Here is a 19183-nt window from a genome sequence, read left to right on the forward strand (position 1 = left end):
CGTGACCGACGTAGAGCAACGACCAACCGGGCCGGATGATGACAACGTGGTCTGGCATCCGCATGCGGTAGCGCGTGTGGATCGCGAAGCCCGAAATGGCCATAAAGGCGTGGTGTTGTGGTTTACCGGGCTGTCCGGCTCGGGTAAATCCACCGTTGCCGGTGCGCTGGAGCAGGCGCTGCATGCTCTGGGCGTCAGCACCTATTTGCTGGATGGCGATAACGTGCGTCACGGTTTGTGCCGCGATCTGGGATTCTCCGACGACGATCGGCGCGAGAATATTCGCCGTGTGGGTGAAGTGTCCAAACTGATGGTGGATGCCGGGCTGGTGGTGCTCACCGCGTTTATTTCACCGCACCGGGCAGAACGGCAGATGGTGCGCGAATTGCTCGATGAAGATCGCTTTATTGAGGTGTTCGTCGACACGCCGCTGGCGATTTGTGAGCAGCGCGATCCGAAGGGATTGTACAAAAAAGCTCGGGCCGGAGAGCTGCGTAATTTCACCGGAATCGACTCGGTTTACGAGGCGCCGCAACTGCCGGATATTCACCTTGACGGCCAACAATTGGTAACAAATTTGATTGCGCAATTGTTAGACGTGCTGCGTGGTCGGGCTATTATCAAACCCTGAATTCAGAAAAGCGTGTGGCGTTTTGTACCATACGCTTTTTACGCTAAGCCCGCCGGAGAGCGTGCCGAATAACCAGGGAACACTATGCAAAATGTCTCGCCTATCTTGATTGACTCAAACCAGGAGAAAGAGGAGCCCTCCTATTCTTTCCTGGGCGGCGTCTGCGGCTTTGTTTTCTACTGGCTGGCGTTCGCGGTGCCCTTTGTGGTCTACGGTTCCAACACGCTCTTCTTCCTGCTCTACACCTGGCCGTTCTTCCTGGCCCTGATGCCGGTATCGGTACTGATTGGCATCACGCTCAGCATGCTGTTGCGCAGCCGCCTGATCCTGACGCTGTTGCTGACCGGCGCTATCGTGCTGTGTCTGTTCTGGCTGGTATTCAGTTTTCTGACCGGTTGGTGAGAGAGTGGGCGCAGTTGCCTGCGCCCGAAGCATTGCAAAGCCGTGCCGAAGGTTACAAAACTTTGCTTAGAAAAGCCTGAGTGCGTGGGTTGGCAGGGTTGCTGAAAATCTGCTGCGGTGTGCCTTCTTCCTGAATGATCCCCTGATCAATAAACAGCACCCGATCGGCCACTTCACGGGCAAAGCCCATCTCGTGGGTGACCACCACCATGGTCATGCCTTCGTGTGCCAATGACTTCATCACCGCCAAAACTTCGCCGACCAACTCGGGATCAAGCGCTGAGGTGGGTTCGTCGAACAACATGATTTTCGGCTCCATTGCCAGCGCCCGGGCGATTGCTACCCGTTGTTGTTGGCCGCCGGACAGGCTGCTGGGATAGGCATCAATCTTGTCCAACAGACCCACTTTACGTAACAGCGCTTCTGCACGTAGGATAGCGTCGCCGCGCGACAGTTTTTTCACCCCCATCGGTGCCATAATAATGTTCTCCAGCACCGTCATATGCGGGAACAGGTTAAAGCGCTGAAATACCATCCCCACGCTCTCGCGCATTTTATTGATATCGGTTTTCTGGCTGTGAATGGCAAACCCGTTCACCAGAATTTCACCGCCGGAAAGCGTCTCCAGCGCGTTGATACAGCGCAGAAAGGTGCTTTTACCGGAACCGGACGGGCCGATGACGCAGACTACTTCGTTGGCTGCTATCTCGCAGGAGATACCACGCAGTACGTGGCTTTCGCCGAATTGTTTTTGCAGGTTATGTACGCGAATCACTTTTCCCGAACCTCTTTTCCATGTGTTGCACCATCAGCGAAAGCAGGAAGGTGAGGACCCAATAGACCAGCGAAATAGTCAGGTAGGGCTCCCAATAGGTGGCATAGGCACCGGAAACCGTCCGGGCTGCATAGGCCAAATCGGCCAGGCCGATGGCGGAGGCCAGTGAGGAGTCCTTGACGATGGCAATGGCGTTGTTGCCCAGCGGTGGCAGCATGCGACGGAAGGCCTGCGGCAGGATCACCTTGCGCATGGTTTTGCCGTAGCCCATGCCCAGCGAGCGCGAAGCTTCCATCTGACCGCGATCGATTGACTGAATACCGGCGCGGAAAATTTCCGAGACGTAGGCACCGGCGTTGAGCGTGATAGCCACCACGCAGGAGAGAAACGCGCCGTAGTCGGAGCGCAGCGAACGGGCGAAATCACTGCTCATCAGGCCGTTGGTGACCAGCAGGCCGTCACGCGGGTTGATAAACAGCGGCACCAGGGCGAAATGCACCACCATGATCTGCACGAACAGCGGTGTACCGCGGAAGGCGCTGATATAAATGCGCACTGGCCACTGTACGCCGTAATGCAGTATCGGTTTCCAGATGCCATGCGGCGCTTGCGCCAGACGGCCTAATCCCAGGAGCAGCCCCCAGGTGGTGCCCAGTATCACGCAGATAATGGTGCATTTTATGGTCATCCAGGCACCTTCCATAAACAGCGGGGCATACTCCTGGATAATCTCCCAACGGAAATTCAAGGTCGGATCCTTCTTAAAAAATGTTCAGGCTACTACGCGTCGTCATCTTGGGATTGGGCAGTGCTCGCCATCCTCATGGACTGCGTGTCCACTCCGGTGGCTGTGCGCTGTCCGCACCCAATATGACTTAGCTCGTTACGCCTGCCGATCAGCAGGTAGGCGTCAGTTAATTCACTCGGCAGGCAGTGTCGGCACGTTGCTGTCAAACCAGGTCTGGTAAATTTTGGCGTAGGTGCCGTCGGCGATGATTTTCTTCAGGCCGGCGTTGATCTTGGCACGTAGTTCATCGTTGCCTTTGGCAACGGCAATGCCGAAATACTGGCGTTCGAATTTGGCGTCTGACACCAGTTTGAACTCTTTTTCCGGGTGGGTTTTGATGTAGAACTTGGCCACGCCAACGTCGCCCACGGCTGCGCCGATACCGTCTTCGTACAGTTCCTGCAGCAGCAGCGGGGTATTGTCGAAACGTTTGATGGCGGTGCTGTTTTTACCCAGCACGTCGGAGACCACGATGTCGCCAGTGCTGGAATTCACCACGCCAACTTTCAGCGCTTTCAGCGCGGCGATTGAGTTCACTCGAGAGTCTTTGGGGACCACGATGGTCTGCTCCGCCGGGAAGTAAGGCGCAGAGAAATCCACCATTTGCTTGCGTTTGTCTGTAATGGTGATGCCGGAAATAATGATGTCGCGATCGCCGGAGTTCAGCGTGGCAAAGATGCCTTCCCACGGCGTATTTACCAGTTTGACCTGAAAGCCCTCGGCCTTGGCGACGGCCTTGATGATGTCAATATCAAAGCCTTCCAGCTGTTTGCTGCTGTTTTCGAATTCGAACGGACGATAGGTACCGCCGGAGCCGACGACGTAAGTGGGCTCTGCCGCCAGGGCAGAGGCAGACAGGGTGGCGGCCAGGCAGGCACCAATCAGAACTAAGCGTTTTAACATCACTATCCCCGATAATTAAAAGTTATTCATTGGATTTATTTATGCACTATAAGTGCATAAAAATAACTCCCAATAAATAAAAAAACAACTCCTACATGGCAGTGTGATTTTCAATGGTGTTAAATATGCAATTTTTGAAAGTGCCTGGCAGAAGCGTTGGCGAAATGGCGGGGCAGTCAGTTTTTCTTGCTGCATAACCGATAGAAGAGTTGAGAGTGGTAATGCGGAGAGGTCGAGCGGTGACTTATCGGATGAAAGTGCTTTTTTTTGCCGCTTTCGGCGCGAATTTAGGTTATAAACTCAAGAAATTCTCATCCTACTCTGAATTTGGCGGTGAAATGCCGTTCCCAGTGTGGAGTCCAACGAAAAGTTGTGGGATGATTAGGCGGTTTTTCAGGGGGCGGAGATGGGAAAACTTACGCTGTTATTGCTGGTATTGCTCGGTTGGTTACAGTATTCATTGTGGCTGGGCAAAAATGGTGTTCACGATTACGTGCGGGTCAATGATGACGTTGCGGTCCAGCAGGGCAGCAATGCTAAATTGAAAGCGCGTAACGATCAGCTGTTCGCCGAAATCGACGATTTGAACGGCGGTCAGGAAGCGATCGAAGAGCGTGCGCGCAATGAACTGAGCATGATTAAGCCCGGTGAGACTTTCTATCGTCTGGTTCCTGACCAATCCAGACGCAACGCGGCGTCCTCCTCGCAAAATAACCTACAAAAGTAACGCATGAATCACTCCGCAGGAACCTTTCCACCGGTGATTGCCGTCCTGCCCGCTGCCGGTATCGGCAGCCGTATGCAGGCGGATTGCCCGAAACAGTATTTAACCATCGGCCATCAAACCATTCTCGAGCACGCGATCCATGCGCTATTGCGCCATCCGCGTATTCCGCAGGTGATTGTGGCGATCGGTCCCGATGACCAGCAGTTTCACCAGTTGCCTATTGCCCGAGATCCGCGCGTGCGGGTCACCGTCGGCGGTCAGCAACGCGCCGATTCGGTGATGGCTGGGTTGCAGCTGGCCGGTGAGGCCAACTGGGTGCTGGTACACGACGCGGCAAGACCCTGCCTGCATGCCGAGGATCTGGAACGCCTGCTGGCGATTACAGAACACAGTGAGGTGGGGGGCATTTTGGCCGCGCCAGTGCGTGATACCATGAAGCGTGCCGAACCTGGTCGCAGTGATATCTCCCACACCGTCGAACGTCAGGATCTGTGGCATGCGTTAACTCCGCAACTGTTCCCGCTGGCGTTGCTTAAGCTTTGCCTGCAGCGTGCGATGGATGACTGTGCGACGGTCACCGATGAGGCCTCTGCCCTCGAGCATTGTGGCTATCATCCGCTGCTGGTCAGCGGACGCTCGGACAATATTAAAGTTACGCGCCCGGAAGATTTGGCGCTGGCGGCCTTCTATTTAACTCAGTTGGACAATTAAGGAGCGCATCATGCGTATCGGTCACGGTTTTGACGTACATAAATTTGGTGGCGAAGGGCCGCTGGTGATCGGTGGTGTTCGTATCCCTTATGAAAAAGGTTTGCTGGCTCACTCCGACGGTGACGTGGCGCTGCATGCGGCGACAGATGCTCTGTTGGGGGCGGCGGCGTTAGGGGATATCGGCAAGCTGTTCCCGGATACCGACCCGGCGTTCAAAGGGGCCGACAGCCGTGAGCTGCTGCGCGAAGCTTGGAAACGCATTCGCGCCAAAGGCTATCGTCTGGGTAACCTGGATATCACCATTATCGCGCAGGCCCCTAAAATGGCGCCGCATATCCCGCAAATGCGCGTTTTCCTGGCGGAAGACCTGCAGTGCCATATGGACGACGTCAACGTTAAGGCGACCACTACCGAACAGCTCGGTTTTACCGGGCGCGGTGAGGGCATTGCCTGTGAAGCGGTCGCCTTGTTGATCAAGGAATAAACGCATGGATATGGCTAACCTGACCTGGCTGTATGGCCAGCCGCAGAGCACTGGCGTGTTGAAAGCCAACCCGGAAGATTTCGTGGTGGTGGAAGACCTGGGCTTTGAGCCGGACGGCGAAGGCGAACATGTGCTGGTGAACATCCGCAAGAACGGTTGTAACACCCAGTTTGTCGCCGATTATTTGGCGCGCTTTGCCGGTATTCATGCCCGTTCTGTCAGCTACGCGGGTCTGAAAGATCGTCATGCGGTGACCGAACAATGGTTCTGCCTGCATCTACCGGGCAAAGAGACACCTGATTTTACTCAGTTCTCACTTGAAGGCTGCGAAGTGCTGGCCAGTGCCCGCCATCTGCGCAAAATGCGTATTGGCACGCTAAAAGGCAATGCCTTCACGCTGGTTCTACGTCATATCTCTGACCGTCAGGATGTCGAGCCGCGCCTGCAGGCGATTGCGACCAGTGGCGTGCCAAACTACTTTGGCAGCCAACGTTTTGGTCGCGGCGGCAATAACCTGGTGATGGCGCGCCGTTGGGCGAATGATGAGATCCGGGTTAAAGAACGCAGCAAGCGCAGTTTTTATCTTTCCGCCAGCCGCAGTGCGCTATTTAACCTGATTACCAGCCGACGTTTGGCCAATCAACAGCAACATACCGTGCTGGAAGGCGATGCCTTACAGCTCAGCGGCCGTGGCAGTTGGTTTGTCGCCCAGCCGGAAGAGTTGGCAGCGCTGCAACAGCGGCTGGATGCCGGCGAATTGATGATTACCGCTCCTTTGCCGGGCGATGGCGAACCCGGTACCGCCGGTGAAGCGCTCCATTTTGAACAGCAGTGTTTACTGGAGCAACCGGAGCTGATGGCGCTTTTAAAGCGTGAGCGTGTTGATCCGGCCCGCCGTGCGTTGTTGTTACAACCCAAAAATATGCAGTGGGACTGGTGGGATGATGCTACCGTTGAACTGCGTTTTTGGTTGCCGGCCGGCAGTTTCGCCACCAGTGTGGTGCGTGAAATTATGCGGCAGGACAGCAGTGATGCGGATATTAGCGAGTAATGAAAAAACCTGCTGATGCAGGTTTTTTTTCGAATGTTTTAGCGCTGAGTGACAAACTTTTTTTCAGTTTTTAACTCATTGATATTGGACTGTACCTGACCGGAAAAGCGTTTTTTTAACCATTCGTAACAGGGTTTCTCAAAGAAACGATGAGTAAGATGTGAAAGCACTAGTGTCAATGTGAGAAAGACGGTGAACTTTACTGCGAAGGGTAAGTTCAGTGGTGCGAGCACAGACCCCATAACCAGAATAATGGGGGTGTGTATCAGATAAACAGAATAGCTGATATCACCAAGCCAGCCTGGAATTCTACTGCCGATAATTTTATTAAACCATGAGTTCAGTGTAGCCAGACTTAACATCAGCAACGCAATTAGAGGGATCGGTAAGAAGCTGAGTTTTCCAATAGGCGTTTTTTGATAAACCAGGTACACCACGGCTGCGAAAAGAATCATGTCAAGGCAGCCAATAATAGATTTCTGCATATGGTTGAGCCCTGTCTGCCCCATACCCTGCCCCATACGACAAACAGCGATCCCCAGCGTGACGCCAGCGATGCATCTGACAAAGCCTGAGGTGACGATGCCATACATCATTTCATGAGCGACCATCAGCGAGCCAAAGGATGTATATAAAGCGGTGTAGCACATTAAAGCTATAAATAATAGTTGGTTGGTTTTAACTCGACGGATACACCAGGGAACTAAAAAAACAGAAACCCAAAACTCAGCAGATATTGACCAACTAGGGTCATTCCAGCTCCAGTTACTGACAAAACCCATATTTTGCAGAAGGAATATATTGGCGATGCCAGAAAAAAATGGCTCGTCAAAAGGAAATGCACGTTGCGTCAACAGGTAAATGATACCCACTACGACCATAGTGACAATGTGCAAAGGGTACATACGCGCGAAGCGATAAAAAATAAATTTCCTATCGTTCATCAAGCCTGAGGATAGGGCTTGGCCGTAAACGTGAGACAGTACAAAACCCGAGAGAATAAAAAAGAAATCAACGGAAATATAGGCATTTTGGAATGGGTAGTCATGCCAGCCATATTGGCTGCCAAAAAAATGGCTTAACGCTACGGTCAATGCAAATATACCGCGTAAACCATCCAAATATTTTAGTCTTGTTGTTGGCATTGAGGGGATAAACCTTGCAATCAGCGAGTCGCGATCTTACTAAAAAATCACCATATTGTCAGCTTTTCGTAAGGATTGTGTGATGATCTTCAGGTCTTATCTGCTGCATCGGGTCATGGGTGTAAGCTGTCTTTCCCTTGGTGACTGGACATGTCGGGGGGAGTAAACATAATATCTGCTGGTTAAGCCCCTCCTTTTGGGTGTTGATTCCGAGTATTTAAATGCCAGGCCGCGTTAAAGGCGTTCTGATTGAGAGATAAAAAAGAAGACAATCTTTTATGCGGATATTGCTGAGTAATGACGACGGTGTGACCGCCCCAGGCATCCAGGTGCTGGCGGCGGCATTGAGAGAGTTCGCCGAAGTGCAGGTTGTGGCACCCGATCGTAACCGCAGTGGTTCTTCCAATGCGCTGACGCTGGAATCTCCATTGCGCACCCTGACGATGCCCAATGGAGATATCGCCGTCCAGCAGGGAACGCCGACAGACTGCGTGTATCTGGGAGTGAATGCCCTGATGCAGCCTGCGCCCGATATCGTGGTTTCTGGCATCAATGCGGGCCCCAATCTGGGCGATGACGTTATTTATTCCGGCACCGTGGCTGCTGCCATGGAAGGACGTCATTTGGGGTTGCCTGCGCTGGCCGTGTCGCTGAACGGCCATCAGCATTATGCGACCGCTGCGGCGATCACCTGCCGGGTGCTGCGCGCGTTACAGCGCGAACCGTTGCGAACCGGTAAAATTCTGAATATCAACGTGCCGGATTTGCAACTGGATCAGATCAAGGGCATTCGTGTGACCCGCTGCGGCAGTCGCCATCCGGCTGACAAAGTGTTCTGCCAACAAGATCCGCGTGGGCAAAATCTCTATTGGATTGGGCCGCCCGGTGATAAGTTTGATGCCGGGCCGGACACGGACTTCGCTGTAGTAGAACAGGGTTATGTGGCCATCACACCACTGCAGGTGGATTTAACCGCCTATGCGGCCCAGGACGTGGTAAAAACGTGGTTAACCAAAGCAGGGGTTGGCGGGGAATGGTGAACAAGCGTATGCAAACATTGCTGACGCAGCTGCGTCAACAGGGGATCCGGGACGAACGGTTGCTACAGGCGATCGAAGCGGTGCCGCGTGAACGCTTTGTTGATGAGGCACTTGAACACAAGGCTTATGAGAATACTGCGTTACCCATTGGCTCCGGCCAAACCATCTCTCAACCTTATATGGTTGCACGAATGACCGAACTGCTGAACCTGACGCCAACCTCCAGGGTATTGGAGATCGGTACCGGTTCTGGCTATCAAACCGCTATCTTGGCGCATTTGGTACAGCATGTTTGCTCTGTTGAGCGCATCAAAGGGTTGCAATGGCAGGCCAAACGCCGGCTGAAACAACTCGATCTTCACAATGTTTCCACCCGTCACGGTGATGGTTGGCAGGGCTGGTCATCGCGAGGGCCGTTTGATGCCATCATCGTCACGGCAGCTCCGCCGGAGATCCCGCCAGCGCTGATGGAGCAGTTGGACGATGGTGGTATTCTGGTGTTGCCGGTCGGCGAGCAGGCCCAAACGCTGAAGTATATTCGGCGCCAGGGCAGCGAATTTGTTATCGATACCGTCGAAGCGGTGCGTTTTGTTCCCCTGGTTAAGGGGGAACTGGCCTAGCGATTGTCTGAATTTTCGACAGGAAACGAAATCTGTTGCACTTTCATCACCTCCGGTTAAGGTTTTAACGTTTCAATAAAACTAATTTTCAATACAATTGCCTTTCTGCGTAGTTGTCTTATGGTGCAGCAGCGCTAATGTGGTTAGCATTGGCGCGCTGTTTTGAGGCTCCGGCATGAGATTTCCTGACGTTCAGGGATCGGCTGTGGGCACCTTTCAGGGTAGAAATCGAGAGAATGTTAAAAGCTCAGCTACCATGTAAAGGGTATTTGGATATATCGCTGATATTGCTGTCATGGGGGAAGCATGAGCACGGGAAGCCCAATGATTACATTACGCCGGGTTGCGGTGTGTACGATGGTAAGTTTGTGGTTGGCAGGTTGTACGAACACTGAATCGACATCGGCCCCTATTAGTAGTGTGGGCGGTGGCGGAGCTGCCGCATCCAGCAATGCTGGAGCACAGGCTAACGCTGAAGGGCATATTGTTTACAACCGCAGTTACACTTCGATCCCCAAAGGGAGCTACAGCGGCAATACCTACACGGTAAAACGCGGAGATACGCTGTTTTACATCGCCTGGATCACCGGAAACGATTACCGTGACCTGGCCCAGCGCAATAATATCCCTGAGCCATACAGCCTGAATGTGGGTCAAAACATTCAGCTTGGTAATGGTTCCGCCAACGGAAACGGCGGTATGCTGGCGGCAACAGATGCGACCAGCGGCGGTGTTCCTAAGCCACCATCGACCTCTCAGATACAAACTGCAACGGTTGATTCTCCATCAACTAACGCGTATTCTGATAATTCGGGTAAACAGAATGTAGGTAAGATGTTACCTGCAGCAGGCGCAGTGGCGGCAACTACCGCAACGGCCCCTGTTACCGCACCGGTCGTTGCTCCACCAGTGAGTAGCACCGTCAGCAACAGCGCCCCAGTAAGTACCTGGAGATGGCCAACTGACGGTAAGATTATTGATAACTTTTCCTCATCAGAAGGTGGGAATAAAGGTGTCGATATCGCCGGGACTCGTGGGCAGCCTATCTTCGCTACCGCCGATGGTCGTGTAGTGTACGCAGGCAACGCTTTACGGGGTTACGGTAATCTAATCATCATCAAACACAATGATGATTACCTGAGCGCCTACGCTCACAACGACACAATGCTGGTCCGGGAACAACAAGAAGTGAAGGCGGGTCAAAAAATAGCCACCATGGGTAGCACCGGAACCAGTTCAGTACGTTTGCATTTTGAAATTCGTTACAAGGGGAAATCCGTAAACCCGCTGCGTTATCTTCCGCAGCGATAGATTGGGCAGAATACGCTGTATTCTGCTCGCGGTATCACGGGTAGGAGCAGCTATGAGCCAAAATACGCTGAAAGTTAACGAGTTACATGACGATGCGGATTTCGACGAGAACGCAACGGAAGCGGAATCATTCGACGAAAAAGCACTGGTTGAAGAAGAGGCCAGTGAGAGTGATCTAGCGGAAGAAGAGTTGTTGTCACAAGGCGTGACCCAACGCGTATTGGATGCGACGCAGCTCTATCTTGGCGAAATCGGTTATTCTCCGCTGCTGACCGCAGAGGAAGAAGTTTATTTTGCGCGGCGTGCACTGCGCGGTGACGTGCCGTCCCGCCGCCGAATGATTGAAAGTAACCTGCGGCTGGTGGTGAAAATCGCCCGCCGTTACAGCAATCGCGGCCTGGCGCTGCTGGATCTGATTGAAGAGGGTAACCTCGGCCTGATCCGCGCAGTGGAAAAGTTTGACCCAGAACGCGGTTTCCGTTTCTCGACTTACGCAACCTGGTGGATCCGGCAGACGATTGAACGGGCGATCATGAACCAAACCCGTACCATTCGCTTGCCTATCCACATAGTCAAAGAACTTAATGTCTATTTGCGCACCGCGCGCGAGCTTTCTCATAAACTGGATCATGAACCGAGCGCTGAAGAGATTGCAGAGCAACTCGACAAGCCGGTCGATGATGTCAGCCGTATGCTGCGTCTGAACGAACGTATCACTTCTGTCGATACGCCGTTGGGTGGGGATTCGGAGAAAGCCTTACTGGACATTCTGGCCGACGAGAAAGACAACGGACCGGAAGACACCACGCAAGACGATGACATGAAACAGAGCATCGTTAAGTGGTTGTTCGAACTGAACGCCAAACAGCGTGAAGTACTGGCGCGTCGCTTTGGCCTGTTGGGCTACGAATCGGCAACGCTTGAAGATGTGGGTCGTGAAATTGGCCTGACTCGCGAGCGAGTACGTCAGATTCAGGTTGAAGGTTTACGCCGTCTGCGTGAAATTCTGCAAATGCAGGGCCTGAGCATTGAGGCACTGTTCCGCGAGTAACCCAGGCAGTTGAATCGCATCAAAATAAAAACGGTGAGCACCATGCTCGCCGTTTTTTTATGCCTGCAATCTGCGAAGGGTCAGACCATATTCTTCAGGCGGTAAATCCACTCCAGCGCCTGACGAGGTGACAGTGAATCCGGATCTAGCGCCTCGAGCGCTTCAACCGCCGGTGAGGTTTCCTCATTCAGCAGCGTCATCTGGGTGGCATCAACGGTACCCGTCGCGGTATGGCTGGATATCGCTTCCAGCTCGCGCAGTTTTTGACGCGCACGTTTGATCACCTCACGTGGCACACCGGCGAGTGCCGCAACCGCCAGGCCATAGCTCTTGCTGGCGGCTCCGTCCTGTACGCTATGCATAAAGGCGATAGTGTCGCCGTGCTCCAGCGCGTCCAGATGCACATTCACCACGCCTTCCATTTTCTCCGGCAGGGTGGTCAGCTCAAAGTAATGGGTAGCAAACAGCGTCATGGCTTTAATGCGGCTGGCCAGGTTCTCGGCGCAGGCCCAGGCCAGGGACAGACCGTCGTAGGTTGAGGTACCGCGGCCAACTTCATCCATCAGTACCAGGCTATTTTCGGTGGCGTTGTGCAGGATATTGGCGGTTTCGGTCATTTCTACCATAAAGGTAGAGCGGCCAGAGGCCAGATCGTCCGCCGCGCCTACTCGGGTAAAGATGCGGTCTACCGGGCCGATGACCGCCTTGCTCGCTGGCACGTAGCTGCCGATGTGTGCCATCAGCACGATCAGTGCCGTTTGGCGCATATAGGTACTTTTACCACCCATGTTAGGGCCGGTAATGATCAACATTCGCCGCTGAGGCGACAGCGATAGTGGGTTGGAAATAAACGGCTCGCTCAGCACCTGTTCGACCACCGGATGGCGACCCTCAGTGATGCGTACACCGGGTTGTTCGCTGATGGTTGGGCAGGCGTAGTGGAGCGTTTCGGCTCGTTCAGCCAGGTTGGCCAGCACGTCCAGTTCGGCCAATGCAGCAGCGCTTTGCTGTAGATCGCCCAGGTGCGGCAACAGCAAGTCGAACAACTCTTCGTACAGACCCTTCTCGATTGCCAACGCTTTCCCTTTTGAAGTCAGTACCTTGTCTTCATACTCTTTTAATTCGGGAATGATGTAGCGTTCGGCATTTTTCAGCGTCTGGCGGCGCACGTAGTGGATCGGTACCAGGTGGCTCTGCCCACGGCTGACCTGAATGTAATAACCATGCACGCCATTGAAGCCGACCTTCAGCGTATCCAGCCCCAGCTTTTCACGTTCGCGGATCTCAAGACGGTCGAGGTAGTCGGTGGCACCATCGGCCAGTGCGCGCCATTCATCCAGCTCGCTATTGTAGCCGGGTGCGATAACGCCGCCGTCACGCACCAGCACCGGCGGTGCTTCAACCACTGCGCGTTCCAGCAAATCCTGCAGTTCATCAAACTGACCGACCTGCGACAGCAGCTGTTGCACATACGGGGTTTCTACCCCTTTGAGTAACGCGTGGATATCCGGCAACTGTTGGAAAGCATGACGCATACGAGCCAGATCGCGTGGACGGGCACTGCGTAATGCCAGACGGGCCAATATGCGTTCCAGATCGCCCACCTGACGCAGCGAAGGCTGCAGATCGGTATACAGATCCTGCAGGGAGCCGATCGCCTGCTGGCGGTTATTCAAGACTTTGATGTCACGGGTTGGCATATGCAGCCAGCGCTTAAGCATACGGCTACCCATTGCCGTCACGCTGTGGTCGAGGATGGCCGCCAGGGTATTTTCGCTGCCGCCAGACAGGTTCTGAGTCAGCTCAAGGTTACGCCGCGTGGCGGCATCCATGATAATGCCGTCCTGCTGACGCTCCATGGTGATGCCACGGATATGTGGTAATGAGGTGCGCTGAGTATCTTTAACATATTGCAACAGACAACCGGCGGCGCGCAGTGCCTGATGGGCCTGTTCAACGCCGAAACCGGTCAGATCGCGGGTGCCGAACTGCAGGTTCAACTGCTGGCGTGCGGTCTCGGGTTCAAACTCCCACAGTGGGCGACGACGCAGGCCGTGACGCTGTTCAATAAGCGACATCTGTTCAAAGGTTTCAGGGTAAAGCAGCTCGGCAGGATTGGTGCGCTGCAACTCTGCCGCCATGGTTTCGATATCAGCGGGTTCCGCCACGCGGAAACGCCCGGAGCTGATGTCCAGCGTGGCATAGCCAAAACCGCGTGCGTCCTGCCAGATTGCCGCCAGCAGGTTGTCCTGACGTTCTTGCAGCAGAGCCTCGTCGGTGATGGTGCCAGGCGTGACGATACGCACTACTTTGCGTTCCACCGGGCCTTTACTGGTGGCCGGATCGCCGATTTGTTCGCACAGAGCGACGGATTCACCGAGCTGCACTAGTTTGGCCAGATAGTTCTCGACCGCATGGTGAGGGACGCCGGCCATGGGAATAGGCTCCCCCGCTGAAGCTCCGCGTTTGGTCAGCGATATATCCAGCAGTTGGGAAGCGCGTTTGGCATCGTCATAGAACAGCTCATAAAAGTCGCCCATGCGGTAGAACAGCAGGATCTCAGGGTGCTGAGCCTTGAGGCGCAGATACTGCTGCATCATCGGCGTGTGCGAATCGAGCTTATCGGTACTATTCATAAGATTACTGTTTCCAATCCATTGAATTTAAAGTTGCTTGTGATGTTGATTGTCATCATTAGGGGTCACGCCGCGGCACAAAAAACTACTCGATAGAGCAGTGGTTGACGGCGGTAAGGATCAATAAGCCCTTAATACTCTCGCTATACTAGCCCAGCGGGCAATCGGCTGTCACAGGTAAAATGGGAAGCTTTACGCAAAGTCGGTTTGTAAGGTATGGATTGCGTTACACAGGTTAATCATGGAGTGATGCAGGGCTGTATTGCAGATGTCCTTAGTGAGTAATCAAAGCAATGCGTTACCCCAATCAGGCGATCTACCGCGAAGGGTACCCTGCTCTGCCTGAAGCTGGCCTGCCAAACCCTGGCCCCCAAAACCCCAGCCATTTACCACTTCTTTTCCATCCCCCGGATCGTCCTATCTTGCTGAAGCGCGCTAATCAAGGGCGAACGATTTTATGGTCACCAATCGACCTATGGACGATCCCGCACACAGAATTATCCATAAACACCCTGCATGTTTTTAACTTATTGTTTATAATTATTATTTGTTTATTTATGACGAATTTATTCAGTAATTAAAGGTTATTTGAGAGACAGGTCACACTATTTTTTTATGTGAAATGTGAAGAGGGTCAATCAGGAAGGTCAAGCAGAGACGGTTCTAACTGCTTGTGGCTTACCGATCCGCTGCACTGCCTCCGTATACTGTCTGCAACCAGGGCAAAGTAAGGGAAATTTTCATAAGGAATGTGCGTGAGGCAATGACTATTGCATCTGGCAAACAAATGACACGGGGCTTTTTTGATTATCTTGAGGGATTGGGTATGGAAAAGAAAAAAATCTATCTGTTTTGTTCTGCCGGTATGTCGACTTCCCTGCTGGTTTCAAAAATGAAAGCACAGGCCGAGAAGTACGAAGTGCCGGTGATCATTGCCGCCTATCCTGAGGCGTTGGCCGCAGAAAAGGGGGCAGAGGCAGATTTGATTCTGCTCGGGCCACAGATTGCCTACACGCTAGCCGAAGTGCAAAAGCAGTTACCCAACAAGCCTGTTGAAGTGATCGACTCTGCTTTATACGGCAAGCTCGATGGCCTGGGCGTATTGAAGGCCGCAGTCGCCACCATAAAAAAAGCTAACCAATAAAGGGGTCTGCCGTGAATACGTTAATTGCCTCGTTGGAAAAGGTCATTCTGCCCTTTGCCGTGAAAATTGGTAAACAGCCCCACGTTAACGCCATCAAAAACGGGTTCATTCGCTTGATGCCACTGACGTTGACCGGCGCGATGTTCGTTCTGATCAACAACGTGTTTCTTAGCTTCGGCGAAGGATCGTTCTTCTTTTCAATGGGCGTGCGGCTGGATGCGTCTACCATTGAGACGTTGAATGGCCTGAAGGCCATCGGTGGCAGCGTTTATAACGGCACCCTGGGGATTATGTCCCTGATGACGCCCTTTTTTATCAGTATGGCTTTAGCTGAAGAGCGCAAAGTCGACCCGTTGGCCGCAGCGCTGCTGGCGGTTGCCGCCTTTATGACCGTGACCCCGTTCAGCGTCGGCGAAGCTTATGCCGTAGGCGCTAACTGGCTGGGTGGTGCCAACATCATTTCCGGTATGGTGATCGGCCTGGTGGTGGCGGAGATGTTTACCTTTGTGGTTCGTCGCAACTGGGTGATCAGCCTGCCGGACAGCGTTCCTTCTTCAGTGTCACGCTCGTTCTCTGCCTTGATCCCCGGCTTTCTTATCCTGTCGATCATGGGCGTACTGGCCTATTGTCTGACGCTGTGGGGCACCAACTTCCACCAAATCATCATGGACAGCATCTCGGCACCGCTGGCAAAAATGGGCAGCGTCGTGGGCTGGGTATATGTGATGTTCTCCTCGCTGCTGTGGTTCTTTGGGGTACATGGTTCAATGGCGCTGGCTGCACTGGACAGCGGTATCATGACGCCATTCGCGCTGGAGAACGTCGAGCTGTACAACAAGTACGGTTCTGTCGAAGCCGCAGTGGCTGCAGGTAAAGAGTTCCACATGTGGGCGAAGCCGTTCGTTGACTCCTACATCTATCTGGGCGGAACAGGTTCGACGCTGGGGCTGATTATTGCCATCTTTATCGCTTCACGCCGCGAAGATTATCGTCAGGTTGCCAAGCTGGCGACGCCGTCGGGCATCTTCCAGATCAACGAACCTATTCTGTTCGGCCTGCCGGTGATTATGAACCCGGTGATGTTTATTCCGTTTATTCTGGTTCAGCCGGTACTGACGATTATTACCACCGTGGCTTATTACACCGGATTGATCCCGCCAATTACCAATATTGCGCCATGGACCATGCCGGTGGGGCTGGGGGCGTTCTTCAACACCAACGGCAGTATTGTGGCCATGTTGCTGAGCTTCTTCAACCTGGGGGTAGCGACCCTGATTTACCTGCCGTTCGTGATGATCTCCAACAAGGCACAGAGCCAGATCGATCAGGCAACGGAAAGCGAAGAAGACATCGCCAAGGCGTTGAAATTCTAACTGCAGTCTGGGGCAGCAATCCGCTGCCCCGGTTTTAGAGGGGCTTCGGATGAAATATCAATTTGCTGACGATTTCTGGTGGGGGAGCGCCACTTCGGCACCCCAGTCGGAAGGGGCAGCCGCGCGGGATGGCAAAAGCCAGAACATCTTCGATTACTGGTATGAGATTGCACCAGAACGCTTTCATCATCTGGTTGGCCCGTCCGAAACCTCCACCTTTTATGATAATTTCCAGCAGGATATCCAACTGCTAAAGGCCCTTGGGCACAATAGCTTTAGAACCTCGATCTCCTGGTCACGGTTGATCCCGCAAGGGGATGGCGAAGTGAACCCGAAAGCGGTCGCTTTCTATAATGCGCTGATCGATAGCCTGCTGGCTCAGGGCATCACGCCATTTATCAATCTTTACCATTTTGATATGCCGCTGTGCATGCAGCAACAGGGTGGCTGGGAAAGCCGGGCGGTGGTTGATGCCTACGCGCGTTATGCCAAAACCTGCTTCAGCCTGTTCGGCGACAGAGTCAGCCATTGGTTCACCTTTAATGAGCCGATTGTCCCGGTCGAGGCCGGGTATCTGAATGACCTGCATTATCCTTGTGTCGTTAATTTCAAAAGGGCAATTACAGTGGCTTACCACAGCGTTTTGGCCCATGCCAAAGCGGTGAGCGAGTTCAGGGCGCTGGGGAACCAGGGCTCCGTAGGCATTATTTTGAACCTGAGTCCGACCTATCCGCGTTCGGACAGCCAGGAAGACTTGGTTGCCGCCCATCATGCGGATCTGCTGTTGAACAAAAGCTTCCTCGATCCGGTGACCAAAGGGCGCTATCCGGACGATTTGGTGAATATACTGCGTGCCAATGACTTGTTGCCGCAGACTGCGCCGGAAGACGCGCAGCTGATTGCCGATGGTGTAGTGGATATTCTGGGCGTCAATTACTACCAACCGCGCAGGGTCAAAGCGAAGCAAGGCTATCGGTCCAGCGACCCGGTGACGATGCCGGAAGACTTGTTCAACTATTACGAGATGCCGGGCCGCAAGATTAACCCTCACCGCGGCTGGGAAATCTATGAAAAAGGCCTGTATGACATCCTGATGGATCTGAAGGAAAACTACGGCAACATTCCCTGCTATATTTCAGAAAACGGCATGGGGGTAGAGGGCGAAGAGGCCTTCATCGGTGCCAGTGGGCGGGTAGAGGACGATTATCGAATCGACTTTATTCGCGACCATCTGAAATGGTTGCATCAGGCGTTGTCCGAGGGTTCTAACTGTAAGGGCTACCATCTATGGACCTTTATTGACTGCTGGTCCTGGCTGAATGCCTACAAAAATCGCTACGGGTTGGTTCGGCTGGAGCGGAATAGCCAGCAACGCACGATTAAAAAGAGCGGCTATTGGTTTGCCGAGACGGCCAGGCAAAACGGTTTTGATTAATGGGAGCGTGCGCGGTGTCTGAAAACCTGGTTTCGCTGAATGCGAACGACGTTAAGCTGATTCGGGAGCAGGATTTTTTTAACTGCAAAGATTTCCATCTGTTTATCTATAACAAGGTGGAGAGCGCCACCGGGCTGCATCAGCATGATTATTACGAATTCACCATCGTCCTGAGCGGCAAATGCTATCAGGAGATCAACGGTAAGCGGGTGCTGCTGGAGCGCGGGGATTTTGTGTTTATCCCCATTGGCTCGCATCACCAGAGCTTTTATGAGTTCGGCGCCGCGAAAATCTTTAACGTGGCGGTCGGCAAGGTTTTCTTTGAAGAAAACTACCTGCAGCAGCTGCCTCGTTGTTTTGTCGCTTCTCAGGCCTATAGCCTGAAGAATGAGTTCCTGGCTTATATCGAGTCGGTGGTCAGTTCGCCGCAGTTCCGGGAGGATGATTTTGCCGAATTTCTGGAAACGCTGACTTTTTATATCATCAGCCGTATTCGTCATTATAAGGAAGAGAGCGGTGAGGGGGATGATATTCCTCAGTGGCTGAAGAACACTCTGGCTGGCATGCATGATAAAGCGATGTTTGGTGAAAAAGCGTTGCTCAATATGGTTGAGCTGTCGGGGAAAACGCAGGAATACCTGACCCGGGCAATGCGACGTTATTACCATAAAACGCCGATGCAGGTGATTAATGAAATCCGCATTAACTTCGCCAAAACCCAGCTTGAGGTCACCAACTATTCGGTCTCGGATATCGCCTTTGATTCCGGCTATGGCGACGTGAGCCTGTTTATTAAAAACTTTAAAAGACTCACTGAAGTGACGCCGGGTAATTACCGAAAAAAGTTCTACGGCCCTATTTAGGGCCGAGCCCGATAAGCATTAACGCCGATATTCCGAATGCCTTTCAGGCCGCCAATAGCCTGATGAGATAAATTTCTTTGCTTAAGCGAAGGGG

At 53.2% G+C, this 19183-nt stretch carries 19 protein-coding genes; 14 read left to right on the forward strand and 5 right to left on the reverse strand.

Going from position 1 to position 19183, the window contains the following annotated elements:
* Position 1 precedes the first annotated feature (1 nt).
* Positions 2 to 631, forward strand: a complete 630-nt coding sequence (gene cysC, locus ACUTQ5_RS11935; RefSeq protein WP_445651419.1) for an adenylyl-sulfate kinase — start codon at positions 2 to 4, stop codon at positions 629 to 631.
* Between the two features lie 84 nt (positions 632 to 715).
* Complete coding sequence (locus ACUTQ5_RS11940; RefSeq protein WP_445651420.1) at positions 716 to 1033, forward strand: DUF3561 family protein; 318 nt, start codon at positions 716 to 718, stop codon at positions 1031 to 1033.
* Positions 1034 to 1085: 52 nt separating this feature from the next.
* On the opposite strand, the gene ACUTQ5_RS11945 is transcribed toward ACUTQ5_RS11940, so the two are convergent.
* The 3 genes from ACUTQ5_RS11945 to ACUTQ5_RS11955 form a co-directional block, all read right to left on the reverse strand.
* Positions 1086 to 1808: an amino acid ABC transporter ATP-binding protein gene (locus ACUTQ5_RS11945; protein ID WP_445651421.1), complete on the reverse strand. Its 723-nt coding sequence runs from the start codon at positions 1806 to 1808 to the stop codon at positions 1086 to 1088.
* Positions 1792 to 2511: an amino acid ABC transporter permease gene (locus ACUTQ5_RS11950; protein ID WP_445651471.1), complete on the reverse strand. Its 720-nt coding sequence runs from the start codon at positions 2509 to 2511 to the stop codon at positions 1792 to 1794. Before ACUTQ5_RS11950 ends, ACUTQ5_RS11945 begins: the two co-directional genes overlap by 17 nt.
* Before the next feature lie 216 nt (positions 2512 to 2727).
* Entirely contained in the window at positions 2728 to 3498 is a 771-nt protein-coding gene (locus tag ACUTQ5_RS11955; protein ID WP_445651422.1) for a basic amino acid ABC transporter substrate-binding protein, read from the reverse strand.
* Positions 3499 to 3904: 406 nt separating this feature from the next.
* On the opposite strand from ACUTQ5_RS11955, the gene ftsB reads away from it, so the two are divergent.
* Genes ftsB through truD form a run of 4 tightly spaced genes read left to right on the forward strand, consistent with a single transcriptional unit; the run spans position 3905 to position 6471 of the window.
* Entirely contained in the window at positions 3905 to 4225 is a 321-nt protein-coding gene (ftsB, locus tag ACUTQ5_RS11960; RefSeq protein WP_085120280.1) for a cell division protein FtsB, read from the forward strand.
* Positions 4226 to 4228: 3 nt separating this feature from the next.
* Complete coding sequence (ispD, locus tag ACUTQ5_RS11965; protein WP_445651423.1) at positions 4229 to 4936, forward strand: 2-C-methyl-D-erythritol 4-phosphate cytidylyltransferase; 708 nt, start codon at positions 4229 to 4231, stop codon at positions 4934 to 4936.
* Between the two features lie 10 nt (positions 4937 to 4946).
* Entirely contained in the window at positions 4947 to 5420 is a 474-nt protein-coding gene (gene ispF, locus ACUTQ5_RS11970) for a 2-C-methyl-D-erythritol 2,4-cyclodiphosphate synthase (RefSeq protein ID WP_006317702.1), read from the forward strand.
* 4 nt (positions 5421 to 5424) lie between these two features.
* Entirely contained in the window at positions 5425 to 6471 is a 1047-nt protein-coding gene (gene truD / locus ACUTQ5_RS11975) for a tRNA pseudouridine(13) synthase TruD (RefSeq protein ID WP_445651424.1), read from the forward strand.
* 38 nt (positions 6472 to 6509) lie between these two features.
* On the opposite strand, the gene ACUTQ5_RS11980 is transcribed toward truD, so the two are convergent.
* Positions 6510 to 7616 (reverse strand): acyltransferase family protein, encoded by a 1107-nt coding sequence (locus ACUTQ5_RS11980; RefSeq protein WP_445651425.1) that lies wholly within the window; start codon positions 7614 to 7616, stop codon positions 6510 to 6512.
* Between the two features lie 278 nt (positions 7617 to 7894).
* On the opposite strand from ACUTQ5_RS11980, the gene surE reads away from it, so the two are divergent.
* The 4 genes from surE (at position 7895) to rpoS (ending at position 11638) form a co-directional block, all read left to right on the forward strand.
* Complete coding sequence (gene surE, locus ACUTQ5_RS11985; RefSeq protein ID WP_445651426.1) at positions 7895 to 8656, forward strand: 5'/3'-nucleotidase SurE; 762 nt, start codon at positions 7895 to 7897, stop codon at positions 8654 to 8656.
* The gene (locus ACUTQ5_RS11990; protein WP_445651427.1) at positions 8650 to 9276 is read left to right on the forward strand and encodes a protein-L-isoaspartate(D-aspartate) O-methyltransferase; all 627 of its coding nucleotides are present in this window, start codon (positions 8650 to 8652) and stop codon (positions 9274 to 9276) included. The genes surE and ACUTQ5_RS11990 overlap by 7 nt, the downstream gene beginning before the upstream one ends.
* A 324-nt stretch (positions 9277 to 9600) precedes the next feature.
* Complete coding sequence (gene nlpD, locus ACUTQ5_RS11995; RefSeq protein ID WP_445651428.1) at positions 9601 to 10587, forward strand: murein hydrolase activator NlpD; 987 nt, start codon at positions 9601 to 9603, stop codon at positions 10585 to 10587.
* 52 nt (positions 10588 to 10639) lie between these two features.
* On the forward strand, positions 10640 to 11638 hold the full coding sequence (gene rpoS, locus ACUTQ5_RS12000) for an RNA polymerase sigma factor RpoS (RefSeq protein WP_445651429.1): 999 nt from the start codon (positions 10640 to 10642) through the stop codon (positions 11636 to 11638).
* An 80-nt stretch (positions 11639 to 11718) separates the two neighbouring features.
* Here the strand turns inward: rpoS and mutS are convergent, their stop codons facing one another.
* The gene (gene mutS, locus ACUTQ5_RS12005) at positions 11719 to 14274 is read right to left on the reverse strand and encodes a DNA mismatch repair protein MutS (RefSeq protein WP_445651430.1); all 2556 of its coding nucleotides are present in this window, start codon (positions 14272 to 14274) and stop codon (positions 11719 to 11721) included.
* 826 nt (positions 14275 to 15100) lie between these two features.
* On the opposite strand from mutS, the gene ACUTQ5_RS12010 reads away from it, so the two are divergent.
* The 4 genes from ACUTQ5_RS12010 to chbR are packed head-to-tail and all read left to right on the forward strand — an operon-like array spanning position 15101 to position 19089.
* Positions 15101 to 15418 (forward strand): PTS sugar transporter subunit IIB, encoded by a 318-nt coding sequence (locus tag ACUTQ5_RS12010; protein ID WP_020825274.1) that lies wholly within the window; start codon positions 15101 to 15103, stop codon positions 15416 to 15418.
* Between the two features lie 11 nt (positions 15419 to 15429).
* Positions 15430 to 16791 carry a PTS N,N'-diacetylchitobiose transporter subunit IIC gene (chbC, locus tag ACUTQ5_RS12015; protein WP_012005283.1) on the forward strand — a complete coding sequence of 454 codons (1362 nt, stop codon included), beginning with the start codon at positions 15430 to 15432 and terminating at the stop codon, positions 16789 to 16791.
* 49 nt (positions 16792 to 16840) lie between these two features.
* Positions 16841 to 18226, forward strand: coding sequence for a glycoside hydrolase family 1 protein (locus ACUTQ5_RS12020; RefSeq protein WP_445651431.1), 1386 nt, complete (start codon positions 16841 to 16843; stop codon positions 18224 to 18226).
* Positions 18226 to 19089, forward strand: coding sequence for a transcriptional regulator ChbR (gene chbR, locus ACUTQ5_RS12025; RefSeq protein WP_445651432.1), 864 nt, complete (start codon positions 18226 to 18228; stop codon positions 19087 to 19089). The genes ACUTQ5_RS12020 and chbR overlap by 1 nt, the downstream gene beginning before the upstream one ends.
* Positions 19090 to 19183: the final 94 nt, after the last annotated feature.

The organism is Serratia sp. NA_112.1, from assembly GCF_052691715.1.

Coding starts and splice junctions, on each gene's coding strand:
- nlpD (WP_445651428.1), top strand. CDS start 9,601: ATGATTACATTACGCCGGGTTGCGGTGTGTACGATGGTAAGTTTGTGG.
- ispF (WP_006317702.1), top strand. CDS start 4,947: ATGCGTATCGGTCACGGTTTTGACGTACATAAATTTGGTGGCGAAGGG.
- ACUTQ5_RS12010 (WP_020825274.1), top strand. CDS start 15,101: ATGGAAAAGAAAAAAATCTATCTGTTTTGTTCTGCCGGTATGTCGACT.
- rpoS (WP_445651429.1), top strand. CDS start 10,640: ATGAGCCAAAATACGCTGAAAGTTAACGAGTTACATGACGATGCGGAT.
- ACUTQ5_RS11955 (WP_445651422.1), bottom strand. CDS start 3,498: ATGTTAAAACGCTTAGTTCTGATTGGTGCCTGCCTGGCCGCCACCCTG.
- mutS (WP_445651430.1), bottom strand. CDS start 14,274: ATGAATAGTACCGATAAGCTCGATTCGCACACGCCGATGATGCAGCAG.
- ispD (WP_445651423.1), top strand. CDS start 4,229: ATGAATCACTCCGCAGGAACCTTTCCACCGGTGATTGCCGTCCTGCCC.
- ACUTQ5_RS11990 (WP_445651427.1), top strand. CDS start 8,650: ATGGTGAACAAGCGTATGCAAACATTGCTGACGCAGCTGCGTCAACAG.
- truD (WP_445651424.1), top strand. CDS start 5,425: ATGGATATGGCTAACCTGACCTGGCTGTATGGCCAGCCGCAGAGCACT.
- ACUTQ5_RS11950 (WP_445651471.1), bottom strand. CDS start 2,511: ATGGAAGGTGCCTGGATGACCATAAAATGCACCATTATCTGCGTGATA.
- surE (WP_445651426.1), top strand. CDS start 7,895: ATGCGGATATTGCTGAGTAATGACGACGGTGTGACCGCCCCAGGCATC.
- ACUTQ5_RS12020 (WP_445651431.1), top strand. CDS start 16,841: ATGAAATATCAATTTGCTGACGATTTCTGGTGGGGGAGCGCCACTTCG.
- chbR (WP_445651432.1), top strand. CDS start 18,226: ATGGGAGCGTGCGCGGTGTCTGAAAACCTGGTTTCGCTGAATGCGAAC.
- ftsB (WP_085120280.1), top strand. CDS start 3,905: ATGGGAAAACTTACGCTGTTATTGCTGGTATTGCTCGGTTGGTTACAG.
- ACUTQ5_RS11980 (WP_445651425.1), bottom strand. CDS start 7,616: ATGCCAACAACAAGACTAAAATATTTGGATGGTTTACGCGGTATATTT.
- ACUTQ5_RS11940 (WP_445651420.1), top strand. CDS start 716: ATGCAAAATGTCTCGCCTATCTTGATTGACTCAAACCAGGAGAAAGAG.